The organism is Mesorhizobium sp. LjNodule214, assembly GCF_964252735.1.
GTDB lineage: Bacteria > Pseudomonadota > Alphaproteobacteria > Rhizobiales > Rhizobiaceae > Mesorhizobium.
This window is the reverse complement of sequence record NZ_CAXUPE020000001.1, coordinates 2,099,315-2,115,727: the sequence shown is the minus strand read 5'-3', so window position 1 is coordinate 2,115,727 and position 16,413 is coordinate 2,099,315. Positions and strand designations below refer to the sequence as shown.

Sequence of the window (16,413 nt, the reverse complement as noted above, 5' to 3'; positions counted from 1 at the left end):
TGACGTTCGCATCAGCCATCGCGAAGAAACGCACCGACAGGTGCCGGCCGGACCGGAGCCTGCCCGCGAAACCGGCCCACCGCGTTGGGCGCGCAGCCGGCTTGCGCCGCGACGAGTTCGACGGCAGCCAACTGGCAATAGCGCCCCTGGCAACGCCCCATGCCGACGCGTGAGAGGGATTTCACCCTGTTCGCCTCGCCGCCGCCGAAATCCGCGCTCTCGCGCACGGCTTTGGCACTCACGTTTTCGCAGCGGCAGACGATCGCGTCGTCGGGCAGTGCCCGCACCATTTCGTCAGGCCAGGGGAAGGCGCAAGCCAGACCGCGGGCAAAGCGCTCGAGCCGCGCGAGCTTGCGCAGATCGGCGCTGACGGGAGGCGCCGGACATCCGAGATCGGAAAGGCACGCCACCGCGGCAAGGCGTCCCGCGATCTCCGCGCCGTCCGCTCCAAGCAGACGGACCCCGTCGCCGGCAAGGTAGACGCCGTTGCCGGCCCGGCCCATCTCATCGGTCTTCGGCAGCCATTGCCGCCACTGCTCGTCATAGATGAAGGCGCATCCTGTCAGATCGGCCAGATGCGCCTCCGCCCGCAGGTGCCAGCCCATGCCGATCATGTCGCAAGGCGTGAGACGTTCCCGGCCGCCGGCATCGCGCCAGCGCAGCGCTGCCACGCCCGAGGTGTCGGCCTCGATTCGCTCCAGCGTCACACCCGCATGATAGCGATCGCCCAGCCTCGCCCGCAGGACCAGGCCGCGCAACGCGACGACCGGCCGGGCGGCAAGCTGCCAAAATGCTTGCAGTTGCTGGCGCCAGGAGGAGGTGTCGAGCACTGCCGCGACTTCGGCTCCAGCCTTGACGAGTTGGGCACCGACCAGGGTCAGCAAAGGCCCCGATCCGATCAAGACGATACGCCGCCCGAGCGCCACGCCCTGCGCCTCGAGTGCGATCTGCGCTGCGCCAAGGCTGTAGACGCCAGCACCTTGCCAGCCAGGGACAGGCGCGACGCGGTCGGATGCGCCGGTAGCAAGGATCAGGCGGTCATAGCTGATCACTTGCACGCCGCCCTCCCCCAGCACGTACAGTCGATCCTTATGCGTTGCGATGACGGAGCTACGCGCGCAATGGGTGAGCCGCCCCTCTTCGGCCAGCTTGTCGAACAGTACGTGCAGCGCGCACGCCTTCGCCGCCTCCGACCCATAGAGCTCTTGCGGCGTGCGGGTAAACCCGGCAGGTGGGCGGCGGTAGATCTGCCCGCCCGCGCTATGCCCTTCGTCGATCACCACAGGATGAAGCCCGGCCTCGACCAGCGTCGCGGCGGCCCTTATGCCGGCGGGACCGGCACCCACGATCGCGATCCGCGGCGCTCGCGTCTCGATCACGGCCAGTTCTCCGGCGGCATCGTGCGCAGCCGCATGCCCTCGATGACAAGGGTTGTGCACGCGCGCAGGCGCGGTCCCTCCTCCTGCCACACCCAGCAATCCTGGCACGCTCCCATCAGGCAAAAGCCGGCTCGCGGCTCGGGCCCGAACTCGCAGTTTCGTAAGGCGTAGCCTGACGCCAGCATGCCGGTCAGCACGGTGTCGCCGGCAAGCGCGCTCCGCATCTGTCCGTCGAGAACAAACTGCACCTCTGCCCGGTCGCGCTCGGCCAGCCGGACGATGCGGCCAGCGGTGATCATTCCGCGGCCTCTCGCACCGGGTCTGGACGAGGCAGCTCGGGGAAGCGTTCGCAGACCGCATCGAAAGCGGCCTGGACGCCCTCCGGTCCAGAGCGCTCCTTCATTCGACGAAAGATCTCCGTCTTGGCGAAGAACCGCCAGTGGATCGGCAAGTCCCTCAGTATGGCAGTGAGCCGGTCATAGGCCGCCGGGGTCCACTGCGCCTCGTAGCTTTCGCGCTCCGGACCAAAATCGAAATGGCCGGCGGATGGCTCCTTGCGTGCGCGCAGACGCTCCGTCACCTGCTGGTCGACCTCGCCGTCGCGGAGGACAACGCCATAGTCGCGCTCCGCAGCTGTCGGTGAGAGATAGCCGCGCCGCACATCCTGCGCGACCCGCCAGGGCTCGCGCTGATGCGGATCGCCGCGCCCGCCGCCCCCGGCGGAGCGGATCTCGAGCACATCGCCGGGCTGCAGGACCGCTGTGTCGATGTTGCCCAGCCGCCGCTCGTGCGCGGTCCCCGGATTGACAACCATGTCCGACAGGCCAGCCGCCTTGCCGCCCAGCACGCCCCAGGGCCGGAAGAAGCTGCGGTCGCGGTTGCGCGCCGTGATCCGGGAGTCCGGCGCGAAGACGCGGAAGGCCATCTCGGTTGCCAGCCCGCCGCGCCAGCGGCCCGCCCCACCGCTATCCCGGGCGAGTCCGTATTTCACAAATTCGACCGGGGTTTCCGTCTCGGTGATCTCGATCGGCGTGTTCTTGAGATAGGCGGCGTCGGCGCCCGATCCGTTGGTCCCGTCGCGATGCGGCATCGCGCCGCCGCCCCCCACCACGGGGTTTACCGCCGCGATGACGGTCCGGCTGGTGCGCTCGTCCGTGGTCATGACGTTGACGATGCAGTTGTTGCCGGCCGGAGCCGCGGGCAGGCGCTCCGGTACCGCTTGCGAAAAGGCGCCGAAGATGACCGACCGCAGCCGGGCGCAAGTGAGCGAACGCATGCCCACGGCGGCGGGGTATACCGGGTTCAGCACCGAACCCCGGGGGGTGGTGCAGGTGAACGGCCGGGTGAGGCCCGTGTTGAGCAGGATCTTCGGGTTGAGCGTGTAGAGCACGTAGTAGACGCCAACTAGCAGCATGGTGTGGCGCGGGTCACCGCCCGAAGGCACGTTGAGCGAGGAGCCGAGCTGCGGATCGGAGCCGGTGAAGTCGAGCACCGCCTCGTCGCCCCTGATCGTCAGCGTCAATTTCAACCGGCAGGGATTGGCCTCGACCGAATCCTCGTCGGCATAGTCAGCGAATTCCCATGTGCCGTCGGGCATGGAGCGCAGCACATCGCGCGCCTGCGCCTCCGCATGGTCGAGAAGTGCGGAAACGCCTTCAATGAAGCCGGCCTTGCCGAACTTCCTCACCATCGCCTGGATCTTGCGCTCGCCGGTGTTGAGCGCGCCGACCAGCGCCTTGATGTCACCGATGTTGAGGTCGGGCTTGCGTACATTGGTGCTCATGATCCGCAGGATGGTCTCGTCGAAGACGCCCTCCCTCACCAACTTCATGGGAGGAAAGCGGATGCCTTCCTGATGGATTTCGGTCAGCGCCCGGCTGAGCGAAGCCGGCACCGCCCCGCCCATGTCGGTGTTGTGGATGTGCCCTCCGGTCCAGGCAACGATCTCGCCGTCGACGAAGACCGGCTTCCACAGATGTGTATCGGGCGCGTGCGTGGCGACGTAGCCGGAGTAAGGATCGTTGGTGAAGGCTACGTCCCCCGGCCGGTAGTCGCCCACCATAGCGATCGCGCGGTGATACGACAGCCCCGGATACCAGGTGGCTCCAAGTTCCATCGGCACTGCGAAGGTCGCGCCGGAGCGGTCCATCAGCATCACCGTGAAGTCCTGCGTCTCCTTGACGAAGGCGGAGTGCGCGGTGCGGTGCAGCGTGTGGGCCATGTTCTCGGCGGCCGCGCGGGCATGGTTCGCCAGAACCTGAAGGTTTGTTCGGTCAAACAAGGCGTCACTCCGCGAAAGTCAGAAGAAGGTTGAGGTGGCGGTCGACCCGTGCCTGGGTTCCCGCGGGAATGGCGAAGGTGGTATCTTCCTGCACCACCACGGCGGGTCCGTGGAATGTGCTGCCCGGTACCAGGGTCTGCCGGTCGTGTAGGTCGACGCTCTCGACGCTCAGGCCCGTGTAGACCGGCAGCTGACGCGCCGGAATGGCCGGAGCCTCGATCGCGTCGATCTCCGGGAAGGAGAGTGGCGGGCCCGCTCCTATGGCGGACAACCGGACATTCACAAGCTCGATCTCGCCGTCCGGATCGTGGAAATCGTAGAGCCGCTCATGGGTGAGGTGGAAGGCCTGCTCGATGGCGGCCGTGTCGCCGTCCGCCAGCCATTGCGGCAAGAGGACGACCTCGATTTCATAGCTCTGCCCGACATAGCGCATGTCGCAGGAGAGATTGAGTTCCGCGACCGCATCATGCCCTTGCGCTGCGAGCCAATCGCGGCCGTCACGCGCGAGCCCCTCGAAGGCCTCGCGGATCCCGGGGAGCGACGCGCCCGACAGCGGGGTAAAGACGCTGCGAATGAAGTCGCCGCGCAGATCCGCCACCAGTCCGCCCAGCGCCGAGACCACGCCGGGGCGGCGGGGCGCCATGACGCGCTTCATCCCGAGCTCGCGGGCAAGGAAGGCGCCGAGCATCGGGCCGCCGCCGCCGAAGGGCATCAGCGTGAAATCGCGCAGGTCTACGCCGGCCCGCGACGCGAGCTTCTCGACTTCGACGAACATTTCCGACACCGCGATGTCGAGGATCGCCTGCGCGGTCTGCTCGACCGGGCGGCCAAGCCGGGCGGCAAGGTCGCCGACCGCGCGATGCGCCAGTCCGGTGTCGATCCTGAGCTGGCCATAGGCCATCTCGCTGTGACCGAGCCATCCGCACACCACCATGGCGTCCGTCACCGTCGGCCGCTCGCCGCCACGACCGTAGCATGCCGGTCCTGGCGTCGAACCGGCAGACTCCGGCCCGACGCGCAGTACCTCTTGCGCGTCGACACTGGCGATCGAACCGCCGCCGACGCCGATCGAGCTCACCGAGACGGAAGGAATGTGGAGCGGAAATTCGCCAATCAGCTCGCCGGTCCCGAACTGCGGCTCGCCACCGATGATGAGCGCGAAGTCGGCCGAGGTCCCGCCGATGTCGAGGGTAAGGACCTTGTCCTCCCCGGCCTGACGCGCCAGCCACGAGGCGCCGATGACGCCGGAAGCCGTCCCCGACAGCAACATGTTCACGCAGGCGCGCTTGCCTTCGGCGGCGTTCATCAGGCCGCCGTTCGACTTCGTCAGCATGGGACGGGCCGGCACGCCGCGGCCCTTCAGCCGCTCTTCAAGAGCCGTCAGATAGCCCGAGACGCGCGGATGTACATAGCCATTGAGAATGGCGGTCGAGCTGCGCTCGTATTCGCGGATGACCGGCCACACCTCGGCCGAGGTGAAGACGAAGAGGTCGGGCGCAAGACGCGCGATCGCCGCTTTGACCGAGGCTTCCTGCGCGTCGTTGCGCCAGGCATGGAGGAAGGACACGATGATCCCCTGCGCTCCGTTCCCTTTGGCCGCCGCGACCGCCCCCTCCACGGCCGCCATGTCCGGCGCCCGGGATTCACTGCCATCGGCACGCATGCGCGCCGGAATGCCGAAGACCATGTCGCGCGAGATCAGCGGGTCCGGCCGCGAGCAGAACAGCGAATACATGTCCGGCATTCGAAGCCGCGCCAGTTCGATCACGTCCTCGAAGCCGGCATTGGTGAACAGCGCGAGCGGCGCGCCCTTGCGCTGGATGATCGTGTTGATGCCGACGGTCGTGCCGTGCACGAAGCGCGTCATATGGGCAGCATCAAAACCTTCGCGTTCGGCGAGAAGGGTGAGACCCGTCATCAGCTCGGCACCCGGATCTTCCGGCGTCGTCAGCACTTTCAGCGAGGCGACCCGTCCGGAGCGGGCTTCGAGCGCGCAGAAATCGATGAATGTCCCGCCGATATCGACGCCGACCTTCCAGTCGGCTCCGTTCTGCACTTGATCCGCCGCGCGAGCGATGGCACCGTCCATGATGCGTCCCTTCCTGTCTGCCAACCAAAGCTGGCATGACCGGTGGTCCGGGGTCCAAGATGTATGATGGGCAAGGATATAAGTCTGGCTTATGCCAACGCGGGATCTTCATCCAGGATGGCAGAACAGGCTGCGCGGATTTCATCGCGCATCATCTCATCGGCTCGTGAAAGCCCTCGTGCACGCGAGGTAAGCAGTGCGATCGGAAATTCCGGTCCCGCCGCCAGCGGCCTGACGGCAAGCCCGGCAAACTGGTGCCAAGGCAGCAGCCCATCGACAAGCGCGATGCCCAGACCGGCCTGGACGAAACCGACCGCGGAGATGGATACGTCAATCTCGAGCGACGGCGAAAGCGCCACACCTTGCGCGCGGGCTGCATGGGCCAGTTCGTCGGCGGGGCGGGTGCTTCCGCGATAGGATATCAACTCTTCCCCAACGAGATCGGCGAGCGTCAGCTCGGTCTTTTGCTGCAACACGTGCCCGGCCGGCAGCAGGCACGCGAAGCCGATGCTCCCAATCACCTCGGCCTCGATGTCGGGAGGCAGGCGGTCGTCCATGGCCACGCCGAGGCTGGCATCGCCGGCGCGCAGCATGTCGACGATCGCAGCGATCGGGGCGCTATGGGAACGCAGCAATATGTTGGGATGCCGCGCCCGGAACCTGGTGAACGCGCGCGGCAGTATTGCCATGGCCGGCGGCGGCGACGCCGCAACCCGCACCAGCCCAGCGCGCCCCAGTCGCAGATCCGTGGTCTTGCGGCGCAGCCCATCGAGCCCTGCCGACAGCCTCTCGGCATCGGGGAATATCTCCAAAGCCTCCGGAGTCGGGCGTAGCCGGCCCTTCACCCGTTCGAACAATGCGAAGCCGAGTTCGTCCTCAGTGTGAAGCAGGATCTGACTGAGCGCAGGCTGGGAAATGTTCAGCATCCGCGCTGCGGCGGTCACGGTGCCCGCGCGCATGACGGCGATGAACACTTCGAGCTGCCGCGCCCGCATTGCCACTCCATAGGTAAAGCTTATGGCCCTTGTTCAAACCCATCTTTGACGCAATGTGGCGGCGCGGACAAGATTGACGTTCAAGGATCATCCGATATGCACAAGGAATGACTATGGATGTGATCGTGCTGGGCGGCGGATTGATGGGGACGGCTTCGGCCTATTTCCTTGCCAGGCGCGGCGCGCGCGTGACGCTGATCGAGCGCAATCGGATCGGCACCGGAGCGACCGTCGCCTCCTTCGGCAACATCCGGCGCACGGGGCGTCATCTGTCCCAGCTTCCGCTGGCCCACCGCTCGCTCAAGCTGTGGTGCGAGGCCGATAAGATGCTGGGCCGCGACGTGGAATTCCGCGCCACCGGTCATATCCGGCTGATCTTCGATGAAGTTAGTCTTACCGACATGCGGACCTATGCCGAGGCAGCGCGGCCCTGGGGGCTCAAGCTGGAGGAACTCGGACAGAGCGAGATTCGCGCCCGCTTTCCTGGCCTCGGTCCCGACGCGATCGCGGCGTCATTCTCGCCGAATGACGGCAGCGGCAATCCGCGGCTGATCACGCCGGCCTTTGCCGAGGCGGCCCGAAGGCTCGGCGCGGAAATCGTCGAGGCGGCTGAGGTCGAGACGATCGAGCACACAAGCTCCGGTTTCCTTGTCGCCACGTCAAAGGGCACATTCGCCGCCGAGTGCCTGCTCAACACCGCCGGCGCTTGGGGCGCGCGCATCGCCGCGCAATTCGGCGAAGAGGTTCCGCTCGACGCCCGCGGCCCGCAGATGGGCGTGACCGAGCCGCTGCCGCATAGGATTCTGCCGGTGGTGGGTATATGGACGCGCGACAAGGACCATGGCGCCTATCTGCGCCAGGTCGAGCGGGGCAACATCGTCTTCGGCGGCGCGACCGAAAGGGTACCGGTGAACCTCGATCCCGGCCATGCGGCCGCCGATCCCATGCGCCTGCCGTTGCAGTTGCGCGCGGTCGCTCGACTGCTGCCGGCGATCGCACAGGTCGCGGTCATCCGCACCTGGTCCGGCTGCGAGGGGTATATGCGGGACATGCTGCCGGTCATGGGACGCTCGGCGACGACGCCAGGTCTGTTCCACGCCTTCGGCTTCAGCGGACACGGCTTCCAGCTCGGCCCAGGCGTGGGCGACGCCATGGCCGAGCTCATCACGACCGACCGCTGCGAAACGCCGCTCGATGATTTCAGGATCGATCGCTTCAGCAGCGCCGCTTAAAGAAAGCTTTTGGAGCATGTCGTTGGTTGTCATCAGGAATCTTGCTGTTCTCCAGCGACAGCTACGAATGATCCGCGGTTCACGGCAGATCCCGGGACATGGACGACCATCGATCACCCGTGCGAAAGATCCGTGGTTGATACTGCCGTGGGGGGCGGACTCGACTATCCTTTCCGGCAGGTAAGTTGTGATGGCGCCCAGTACTTTAATCCGCCATCTATCCCGAGCCCGCATTGGCTCAGGCTTTCTTCAGAAATTCGGTCCGCAGCACCAGATCTTTGACCTTTTCAGCCCGACACTCCACCTCATCCTCGTTGCCTGTGAGGCGGATGTTCTTGATCAGCGTTCCACGTTTCAGGGTGACGGAGGTGCCCTTGACTTTGAGATCCTTGATGAGCGTGACGGAATCTCCGTCACTCAGCGGAGTGCCATTGCTATCTTTGACATTCATGATTTCGCTTCCTGCCTTTGTGCATTCAGCCCGTTGAGGAGATCAGCGAGTTCCTCGGCATCCTGCTGGTTCATTCCAATGATAGTTCGGCTGCCCATCTCGGCGGGCCGCCCGGTGCGTGCATCCCTGACGGTCCAGGTGCCAGTAGGCTCCTGACATGGTTTGTAACGTTGAGTCATCCGGACACGATAATCGCCGAGTTTCTCCGTGCCAAGGGTGGATCATTATTTTCCACTCTGTATTGATGTTTCATACATCAATGATACCATGATGAGTATCATTTTTCATATTCAGACACTGATACCTTGATGATCACCGCTTCCCAGCTTCGCGCCGCCCGCGCCCTTCTCAACATCGACCAGAAAACCTTGGCGGAAATGGCAGGCGTCTCGCTGCCAACGATCCAACGAATGGAAGCCAGCCAAGGCAATGTGCGAGGCGTTGTCGATAGTCTGATGAAAGTGATCAATGCGCTCAACCGGGCCGGCGTCGAACTTCTCAGCGAACATGTGCGCAGCGCTGACGGCGGCCGTGGCGTCAGGTTCCGGCATCCGGATACGCTGATCGGCAGGCCAAACTAAGCCAAAAAACGCTCACCTTCGCTCACGCCAGCACCCACGCGTTGGCCGATCCCTCGTTTTGCTTTCGCTTCCAGAACCTCTCGATGAACCCTCCTCGGCACCCCCACTTTTGGTCACGATTTGCTGCATCAAAAGGCAGGATTCGCTCATGATCCTGTATCTGCGCCGGCTGACGGGAAAAGAGCGTAGCGAAAGATCCGACCGGCACCTCGCTCGCTTTCTGACGTTCATCGCAGGAGCCGCCAATGCTGGCGGTTTTCTGGCCGTCCAACAGTACACATCCCACATGTCAGGCATCGTTTCGTCGATGGCGGATCACCTGGCACTCGGCAACATCGAACTGGTGCTTTCCGGATTGGGGGCCTTGTTGTCGTTTGTCGCAGGCGCCGCTTGCTCAGCGGTGCTGGTCAACTGGGGAAGGCGGCAGAGCCTGCAGGGCGAGTACGCGTTCCCGCTTGTCCTGGAAGCGGTTCTGCTGATCTGCTTCGGTCTGGTCGGCAGCCATCTTGCGCGTCATGAAGCGCTGTTTGTGCCGATGACAGTGATGCTGCTTTGCTTCATCATGGGCTTGCAGAACGCCATCATCACCAAGCTATCTGAAGCCAGAATCCGGACGACGCACGTCACTGGCCTGGTGACTGATATGGGCATCGAACTCGGCAAGCTGCTGTATTGGAACATCTCAGCAAATGACTCGGACGGACTGTTCGTGAGAGCGGATCGAAGGAAGCTGAGACTGCTTGCGTCGCTTGTTGCGTTGTTCTTTGTCGGCGGCGTCATCGGCGCTGTGGGTTTCAAGCACGTCGGCTTTGCAGCAACGCTATTTCTCGCAGCCATTCTCCTCTTGCTAGCCACCATGCCAGTCTTGGAGGATGTCTCTGTTCGTATGAAGCGGTTCTGGCAATAGCTCGGCAGGGCTTTGTCACGGGGCCGGATTTGGCAGTACATGTGCCAAGGCGCTGTTCTCAGATTTCGCCAACTATCTGTTTTGGCTGGCCCTGCCGTTAGGGCCACGACGAGCCCTGCCCCTAACGGGCGCCCCGCCCTACGCCTTATGCTGCCGTCGCGGTACGTGCCAAGGCCTGAACGCCAGGAGGCCAAGCTCATGTTCGATTTCGTCGGCTCCGACCGACGGCGGTATCAGCAGCACTGGTTGGACGAAATCACCCACCTTGCCCGCCATGACCACTGCGTTGCGATCCGAGGCACCGCGGCTGTCGAGCAGCCTCACATTCGCCCAGATATTGCTGAGTTTCGCGGCAACCCGATCCGGCATGGTGTCAAGGTCGTGGCGAGCGTGAACATTCCCGATCAGAATGCCTGAAGAGTTTTTGAGACGTGTCTGCGCTAGACCGAAGAATGTCTCGGCGCACAAGTGATCTGGAATGCGCTGCCCGGAATATGCGTCCAATACGATAGCGTCGTAGCGATGACGGTCAGCACGTAGAAAATCTCGCCCATCGGAGGTGCAGCAGTGAACCCCTCCAGGCAGTCCAAAGTACTGTTGGGCGATTTGGAAAGCCTTTGGATTGATGTCGACGATCGTAACGCGCGCGCCAACTCTATCCAGCATCGTGGCCAAGCTGCCACCGCCACAACCGATCATGAGGACATCGGACACTTGCGCTTGCGCGAGAAGACCAAAGATCGCGTGTATATAGGGCGCGACGCTGACGCCATTCGGGTCGCACTCGCTTTGATAGCAGCCACCCTGGCGATAAATGAACGAACCGGAGTCCTTGGTCCGCAGAACCTCGATGTTGCCGAAATCGGTATGATATTTCGCAACGCGGATCATGACCTTGTCACCAACAACTAAGTTCCTAAATCCGCCGCTCGGCTGGCTTCACGAACTTTCCATCCGTCAGGAGCCTATGCGGAGCCGGGGGATTCCTCCGTCATTGGCAGGCTTCGCAGATGCGTCACGCATCATTATTTGAATGCCCCACATTTTAATATATGCTGCAACGCGTAGAGATAATATCTCAAAGCTGACAAAAAAGGGGATGCGACCGTGATAACTGCTCCACAGTTGCGTGCCGCGAGGGCGCTCCTTGGCATCGACCAGCGAAGGCTTGCCGAATTGTCAGGCCTATCGGTGCCGACAATTCAACGTATGGAAGCCAGCGAGTCGATTATCCGGGGCAATGTCGATTCCCTCATGAAGTTGATCGGGGCACTTGACCTCGCTGGCGTCGAATTGATCGCTGATGGCGCCTCAAGCCAAATCGGCGGGCGCGGCGTGCGACTGAAAGCAGATTTTGACCCCGCCAAGATTCTGGGCGGGGTCGATACGGACACCAAATTCGGTGTGAGGAGCGTGGCGTGAATTTGGGGGCCGCGTTCCTTCTGTGGGGCGTTGCCGCGCTCCTGGGGACCGCGGTGCTTGCGATTGCGTTGAGCCGCACACCGAACTTGGGAACGCGCCTGATCTACGGCTTGACGCTCGGTATTTCGGCGGCCGTACTCTTGGTTCTCGCGAGCCGCATCATCGATGATCCTGTCACCCCGTCGACTGCCGCATTGCCGCTTGGGCTACCATGGATTGGCGCTCATTTCCGTTTGGATGCGCTCTCGACCTTCTTCCTCGTCGTCGTGAATTTCGGCGGCGCCATGGCCAGTCTTTACGGCCTCGGCTATGGCAGCCACGAGCCCTCGCCGCATCGGGTGCTGCCGTTCTTCCCTGCCTTCCTCGCCGGAATGAATCTGGTCGTGCTCGCGGATGACGCCTTCACTTTCCTGCTTTCCTGGGAATTCATGTCGCTCTCTTCCTGGGCGCTGGTCATCGTCCACCATCGCGAACAGGACAATGTACGGGCGGGTTACATCTATCTCGTGATGGCGAGCTTCGGCACGCTCGCGCTGCTGCTTGCGTTCGGCCTTCTGTCCGGCCCGAGCGGAAACTACACGTTCGAAGCGATGCGCATTGCGGGTGCCACACCGCTCGTCGCCACTTTCGTCCTGGCCCTCGTGCTGCTGGGAGCGGGCTCCAAGGCTGGCCTCGTACCGCTGCACGTTTGGCTTCCACTCGCTCACCCGGCCGCGCCAAGCCACGTCTCGGCTCTCATGAGCGGCGTCATGACAAAGGTCGCCGTCTATGGCTTCATACGCGTTGTCTTCGATCTCCTCGGCGAGCCGGCATGGTGGTCGGGTGTTGCCGTGCTTTTCCTCGGCGGCCTGACGGCGGTTCTCGGCATCCTCTACGCGCTGATGGAAAAAGACCTGAAGCGGCTTCTTGCCTATAGCACCATTGAAAACGTCGGCGTCATCTTCGCAAGCCTTGGCCTTGCGCTGGCCTTCAAGGCGAACGTGATGCCATCGGCCGCAGCGCTGGCGCTCACCGCCGCGCTGTTCCACGTCCTCAACCATTCCTTTTTCAAGAGCCTGCTGTTTTTCGGGGCAGGCGCCGTGCTGACGGCAACCGGTGAGCGGGATATGGAGAAGCTGGGCGGTCTCATCCATCGCATGCCCTTTACAAGTTTCGCCTTTCTCGTCGGCTGCGTCGCGATCTCGGCACTTCCACCCTTCAACGGGTTTGTCTCCGAATGGCTGGCCTTCCAGGCTATCTTGCAGAGCCCCGATCTGCCGCAATGGGGCCTGAAGGTCATGGTGCCCGCCGTTGGCGGCCTGCTGGCGCTGTCTGCGGCACTGGCCGCAGCCTGCTTTGTAAAGGCGTTCGGGATTACATTCCTCGGCCGGCCACGCTCGGCCGCGGTGGAAGTGGCGCATGAGGTCGACCGCTACTCGCTGGCGGCAATGTTCATCCTCGCGGCCCTTTGCCTCGTTGCCGGCATCCTGCCGGGTCTTGTCATAGACGGCCTGTCATCGGTGACACTCCCGCTGATTGGCAGCCGGATGCCTGTGCAGATGGCGCAGCCTTGGCTGTCGATCGTGCCGATTGCAGCGAGCCGCAGTTCCTACAACGGCCTGCTGGTGTTTCTGTTCATCGCCTTTTCTGCATCCGCTGTGGCATATGTGATTCATCGCTTCGCGTCGCATGCACTCCGTCGAGGTCCCGCCTGGGGTTGTGGCTTCCCGGATGTGATCCCAACCTCGCAGTACACGGCCGTCAGCTTCGCGCAGCCTATCCGCCGCGTCTTCGGCACGTTCGTATTCCGTGCAAGGGAAACCGTCGAAATGCCACCGCCAGGCAAGACGGGCCCGGCTCGTTTGAATGTCGAAATGCATGATGTGATCTGGGAGACGCTGTATCTGCCTATCGGCAAGGCCCTCGACTTTGCGACCGACCGCATGAACCATCTGCAATTCCTGACGATCCGGCGTTACCTGACCCTCGTCTTTCTCTTTCTCATTGTCCTGCTTTTGGTGCTCGCACTATGGCCCTGATCTTTGAGTTGGCCGTTCAGGGCGCGCAGATGGCACTGGTGCTTTTGCTGGCGCCACTCCTGACCGGCTTCGCGCGTAAGGTGAAGGCGAGACTGCTACGGCGTCAGGGACCATCCCTGATCCAGCCCTACCGCGATCTCCTGCGGCTGATGCGCAAGGAAGTCGTTCTGGCGGACAACGCATCCTGGCTGTTTCGCGTGACACCCTATCTGATCTTTGCCGCCACCTGGGTTGCGGCCGCACTCATCCCGACATTCGCAACTGGCCTGACCTTCAGTTGGACCGCCGATCTGATAGCCATCGTCGCACTGCTTGGAAGCGCGCGATTCTTCCTGGCGCTGGCAGGGATGGATGTCGGCACGAGCTTCGGCGGCATAGGCTCGAGCCGCGAGGTGATGATCGCTTCGCTGGCCGAGCCCGCGATGCTTCTGATCGTATTCAGCCTGGCGCTCGTCGCCGGCGCGACGCAACTCTCGACGGTCGCCGCCTTCATGGGCTCACCGGAGGTTGGCCTGAGGGTATCGCTCGGGATGTCGCTCATCGCCCTCGTGATGGTGGCGATCGCCGAAAACGCCCGCATACCAGTGGACAACCCATCGACCCACCTGGAACTCACCATGGTTCACGAGGCGATGGTGCTGGAATATTCCGGTCGCCATCTGGCGATGATTGAGTTTGCCGCCTTCCTCAAGCTTTTGCTCTATGTGTCCCTGATTTCCTGCGTCTTCGTACCCTGGGGGTTGGTGACAGCCCGAGCCGGACTTGGGTCCTATGTTCTGGGCGTCGTCTTCTATATAGGCAAACTTGCCGTGAGCGGCATTCTCCTCGCCCTGTTTGAGACAGCCATCGCCAAGATGCGTGTGTTCCGCGTCCCGGATTTCCTCGGCGCAGCACTCATGTTGGCGCTGCTGGGCACACTCCTGCTGTTCGTCTCGCGGAGCCTGTGATGAACGGCCTCACCTTCGACATCGCTCATCTGCTCGCCGGTGGCCTGGTGCTGGTCAGCTTCATGATGCTGTATCAGGATCGCCTCTTTGCGCTGATCAACGTCTTTGCGCTTCATGCAATCGTGCTCGCGCTGTCGGTGGCATGGCAGGCCTACATTCAGGACGCCCATCATCTCTATGTCACGGCGGCGATCGCCCTCATCTTCAAGGCGATCGTCATTCCCGTCGGGCTTCATCGCATCATTCAGCGGCTCGGTATCCATCGCGACATCGAGACAGCCGTCGGCATCGGTCCGACCATGCTTGCGGGAATTGGTCTGGTGACTCTTTCCATGGTCCTGATGCTGCGGGTCACTCCTGAAGCCGACCCCCTCGCCCGCGAGGATCTTGCCTTTGCTCTGTCCATCATATTGCTGGGACTCCTGGTGATGGTCACCCGCCGGAATGCCGTTAGCCAGGTTGTCGGATTCATGTCGCTCGAGAACGGCCTGGTTCTCGCCGCCACCGGGGCCAAGGGCATGCCGCTGGTTGTCGAGATCAGCGTCGCCTTCTCGATTCTGATCGCCTTCATCGTCATCGGTGTCTTCCTGTTTCGCATACGCGAGAGGTTCGATTCGGTGGATGTCGGCGCGCTCGACGACTACAGGGGAGAACACCGTTGACCGTGTTTTCCCTCGATGCGGTGGCGGCCATCTTGCTGATACCAGTCGTTGCGGCCGCACTTCTGGCGGCGCTGCCTAACTACCGGATAACGGCTGGCCTCAATGTCGCCGCGAGCTTGCTGACCTTGCTCGCCGCAGTGTCGCTTCTCGTCACGGATCGGCCACAGCCCGGTCAATACCTGCTCGTCGACGACCTCAATATCGTTTTCATCGTGCTCAACACATTCGTCGCTTTCACGACCAGCGTCTTCAGCGCCTCCTACATCGCGCACGAGTTGGATACCGGGCGGCTGACCGTGGCGAATCTGCGGTTCTACCATGCGATGTACCAGATCATGATGTTCGGCATGAACCTGGCGTTCGTGTCGAACAATATCGGCTTGATGTGGGTGGCGGTGGAGCTTGCCACGCTGACCACCGTGCTCATGGTTGGCATCTATCGCACGCATGAGGCGCTGGAAGCCGCCTGGAAATATTTCATTCTCGGAAGCGTCGGCATTGCGCTTGCACTCTTCGGAACCATCCTCGTCTATATGGCCGCGCAGCCAGTTGTTGGCGAGGGCACGAATGCCATGGTCTGGACAGTGCTTATCGAGCACGCTGCGCATTTCGACCCGGCCCTGCTCAACGTCGCCTTTGTCTTCCTGCTGCTCGGCTACGGTACGAAGGTTGGCCTTGCGCCCTTGCATGCCTGGCTGCCCGACGCGCACGCAGAAGGCCCGACGCCGATTTCCGCAGTGCTGTCGGGCTTGCTGTTGAACGTCGCGCTCTATGCCGTGCTGCGCTTCAAGCTGTTGCTCGCGGCAAGCCCGGAGGCGATCGCGACCGGGCCATTGATGATAACGATGGGGCTGACGTCGCTTGTTTTCGCGGCCTTCATGCTTTACCGCCGCCGCGACATCAAACGTCTGTTCGCTTACTCCTCTATCGAGCACATGGGCATCATCGTGTTCGCTTTCGGCATGGGTGGCCCGCTCGCCAATTTTGCCGGCCTGCTGCACATGGTCATGCACAGCCTGACCAAGTCGGCGATCTTTTTCACGGTCGGACACATTGCGCAGGTCAAGGGAACACAGAACATCACCGAGATCCGGGGACTGACGGTGACCCATCCGGCGCTTGGCTGGGCGCTCGTCATCGGCGTTGTTGCCATTGCCGGCCTCCCCCCGTCCGGCATCTTCATGAGCGAATTCCTGGTCGTGAGTTCGACATTTGCAAGACACCCCCTTTTGGCGATGCCGTTGGTATTCGGGATTCTGCTCGCTTTCGGCGCCCTGCTGCTTCGGTTGACCGGCGTCGCCTTCGGCGAACCGCGCGGCAGCACTGCGCCCGCCGAGGCGTCCTACATTCCGATGTATTCCCACTTGGCGCTGGTGTTTGCCGCCGGCATCTATCTGCCGGCGCCCCTGGTTGCGTGGTTCCAGCATGTCGCGAGCATTCTGGGGTGAG

The 16,413-nt window shown here is 62.9% G+C and carries 14 protein-coding genes and 1 pseudogene; 8 read left to right on the top strand and 7 right to left on the bottom strand.

Translation table 11 applies throughout. The features are described 5' to 3' along the window. Positions 1 to 11: 11 nt before the first annotated feature. The 5 genes from ACSQ3Z_RS10035 to ACSQ3Z_RS10015 form a co-directional block, all read right to left on the bottom strand. Positions 12 to 1,379 (bottom strand): FAD-dependent oxidoreductase, encoded by a 1,368-nt coding sequence (locus ACSQ3Z_RS10035; RefSeq protein WP_436171119.1) that lies wholly within the window; start codon positions 1,377 to 1,379, stop codon positions 12 to 14. Continuing rightward, complete coding sequence (locus tag ACSQ3Z_RS10030; protein WP_436171118.1) at positions 1,376 to 1,678, bottom strand: (2Fe-2S)-binding protein; 303 nt, start codon at positions 1,676 to 1,678, stop codon at positions 1,376 to 1,378. Before ACSQ3Z_RS10030 ends, ACSQ3Z_RS10035 begins: the two co-directional genes overlap by 4 nt. Then, positions 1,675 to 3,660, bottom strand: a complete 1,986-nt coding sequence (locus ACSQ3Z_RS10025; protein ID WP_436171117.1) for a hydantoinase B/oxoprolinase family protein — start codon at positions 3,658 to 3,660, stop codon at positions 1,675 to 1,677. Before ACSQ3Z_RS10025 ends, ACSQ3Z_RS10030 begins: the two co-directional genes overlap by 4 nt. Positions 3,661 to 3,664: 4 nt before the next feature. Next, positions 3,665 to 5,749 (bottom strand): hydantoinase/oxoprolinase family protein, encoded by a 2,085-nt coding sequence (locus tag ACSQ3Z_RS10020; protein ID WP_436171116.1) that lies wholly within the window; start codon positions 5,747 to 5,749, stop codon positions 3,665 to 3,667. 89 nt (positions 5,750 to 5,838) lie between these two features. Beyond that, the gene (locus tag ACSQ3Z_RS10015; protein WP_436171115.1) at positions 5,839 to 6,744 is read right to left on the bottom strand and encodes a LysR family transcriptional regulator; all 906 of its coding nucleotides are present in this window, start codon (positions 6,742 to 6,744) and stop codon (positions 5,839 to 5,841) included. Between the two features lie 113 nt (positions 6,745 to 6,857). Here ACSQ3Z_RS10015 and ACSQ3Z_RS10010 point away from each other — a divergent pair, with 113 nt between their 5' ends. Next, a complete protein-coding gene (locus ACSQ3Z_RS10010; RefSeq protein ID WP_436171114.1) occupies positions 6,858 to 7,976 on the top strand; it encodes an NAD(P)/FAD-dependent oxidoreductase in 1,119 nt (372 codons plus the stop codon). 238 nt (positions 7,977 to 8,214) lie between these two features. On the opposite strand, the gene ACSQ3Z_RS10005 is transcribed toward ACSQ3Z_RS10010, so the two are convergent. Beyond that, positions 8,215 to 8,427: an alkylphosphonate utilization protein gene (locus ACSQ3Z_RS10005; protein ID WP_436171113.1), complete on the bottom strand. Its 213-nt coding sequence runs from the start codon at positions 8,425 to 8,427 to the stop codon at positions 8,215 to 8,217. A 308-nt stretch (positions 8,428 to 8,735) separates the two neighbouring features. Here ACSQ3Z_RS10005 and ACSQ3Z_RS10000 point away from each other — a divergent pair, with 308 nt between their 5' ends. Next, positions 8,736 to 9,008: a helix-turn-helix domain-containing protein gene (locus ACSQ3Z_RS10000; protein ID WP_436171112.1), complete on the top strand. Its 273-nt coding sequence runs from the start codon at positions 8,736 to 8,738 to the stop codon at positions 9,006 to 9,008. Positions 9,009 to 9,156: 148 nt separating this feature from the next. Next, positions 9,157 to 9,903 (top strand): annotated as a pseudogene (locus ACSQ3Z_RS09995) (YoaK family protein); the annotation flags it as partial. 150 nt (positions 9,904 to 10,053) lie between these two features. On the opposite strand, the gene ACSQ3Z_RS09990 reads toward ACSQ3Z_RS09995, so the two are convergent. Continuing rightward, positions 10,054 to 10,806, bottom strand: coding sequence for a spermidine synthase (locus ACSQ3Z_RS09990; protein WP_436171111.1), 753 nt, complete (start codon positions 10,804 to 10,806; stop codon positions 10,054 to 10,056). A gap of 216 nt (positions 10,807 to 11,022) precedes the next feature. On the opposite strand from ACSQ3Z_RS09990, the gene ACSQ3Z_RS09985 reads away from it, so the two are divergent. The 5 genes from ACSQ3Z_RS09985 to ACSQ3Z_RS09965 are packed head-to-tail and all read left to right on the top strand — an operon-like array spanning position 11,023 to position 16,412. Next, positions 11,023 to 11,337, top strand: coding sequence for a helix-turn-helix domain-containing protein (locus tag ACSQ3Z_RS09985; RefSeq protein ID WP_436171110.1), 315 nt, complete (start codon positions 11,023 to 11,025; stop codon positions 11,335 to 11,337). Next, a complete protein-coding gene (hyfB, locus tag ACSQ3Z_RS09980; RefSeq protein ID WP_436171109.1) occupies positions 11,334 to 13,355 on the top strand; it encodes a hydrogenase 4 subunit B in 2,022 nt (673 codons plus the stop codon). Before ACSQ3Z_RS09985 ends, hyfB begins: the two co-directional genes overlap by 4 nt. Then, a complete protein-coding gene (locus ACSQ3Z_RS09975; RefSeq protein WP_436171108.1) occupies positions 13,346 to 14,302 on the top strand; it encodes a respiratory chain complex I subunit 1 family protein in 957 nt (318 codons plus the stop codon). The genes hyfB and ACSQ3Z_RS09975 overlap by 10 nt, the downstream gene beginning before the upstream one ends. After that, positions 14,302 to 14,964: a hydrogenase-4 component E gene (locus ACSQ3Z_RS09970; protein ID WP_436171107.1), complete on the top strand. Its 663-nt coding sequence runs from the start codon at positions 14,302 to 14,304 to the stop codon at positions 14,962 to 14,964. Before ACSQ3Z_RS09975 ends, ACSQ3Z_RS09970 begins: the two co-directional genes overlap by 1 nt. Beyond that, positions 14,961 to 16,412, top strand: coding sequence for a hydrogenase 4 subunit F (locus ACSQ3Z_RS09965; RefSeq protein ID WP_436171106.1), 1,452 nt, complete (start codon positions 14,961 to 14,963; stop codon positions 16,410 to 16,412). The genes ACSQ3Z_RS09970 and ACSQ3Z_RS09965 overlap by 4 nt, the downstream gene beginning before the upstream one ends. Position 16,413 lies beyond the last annotated feature (1 nt).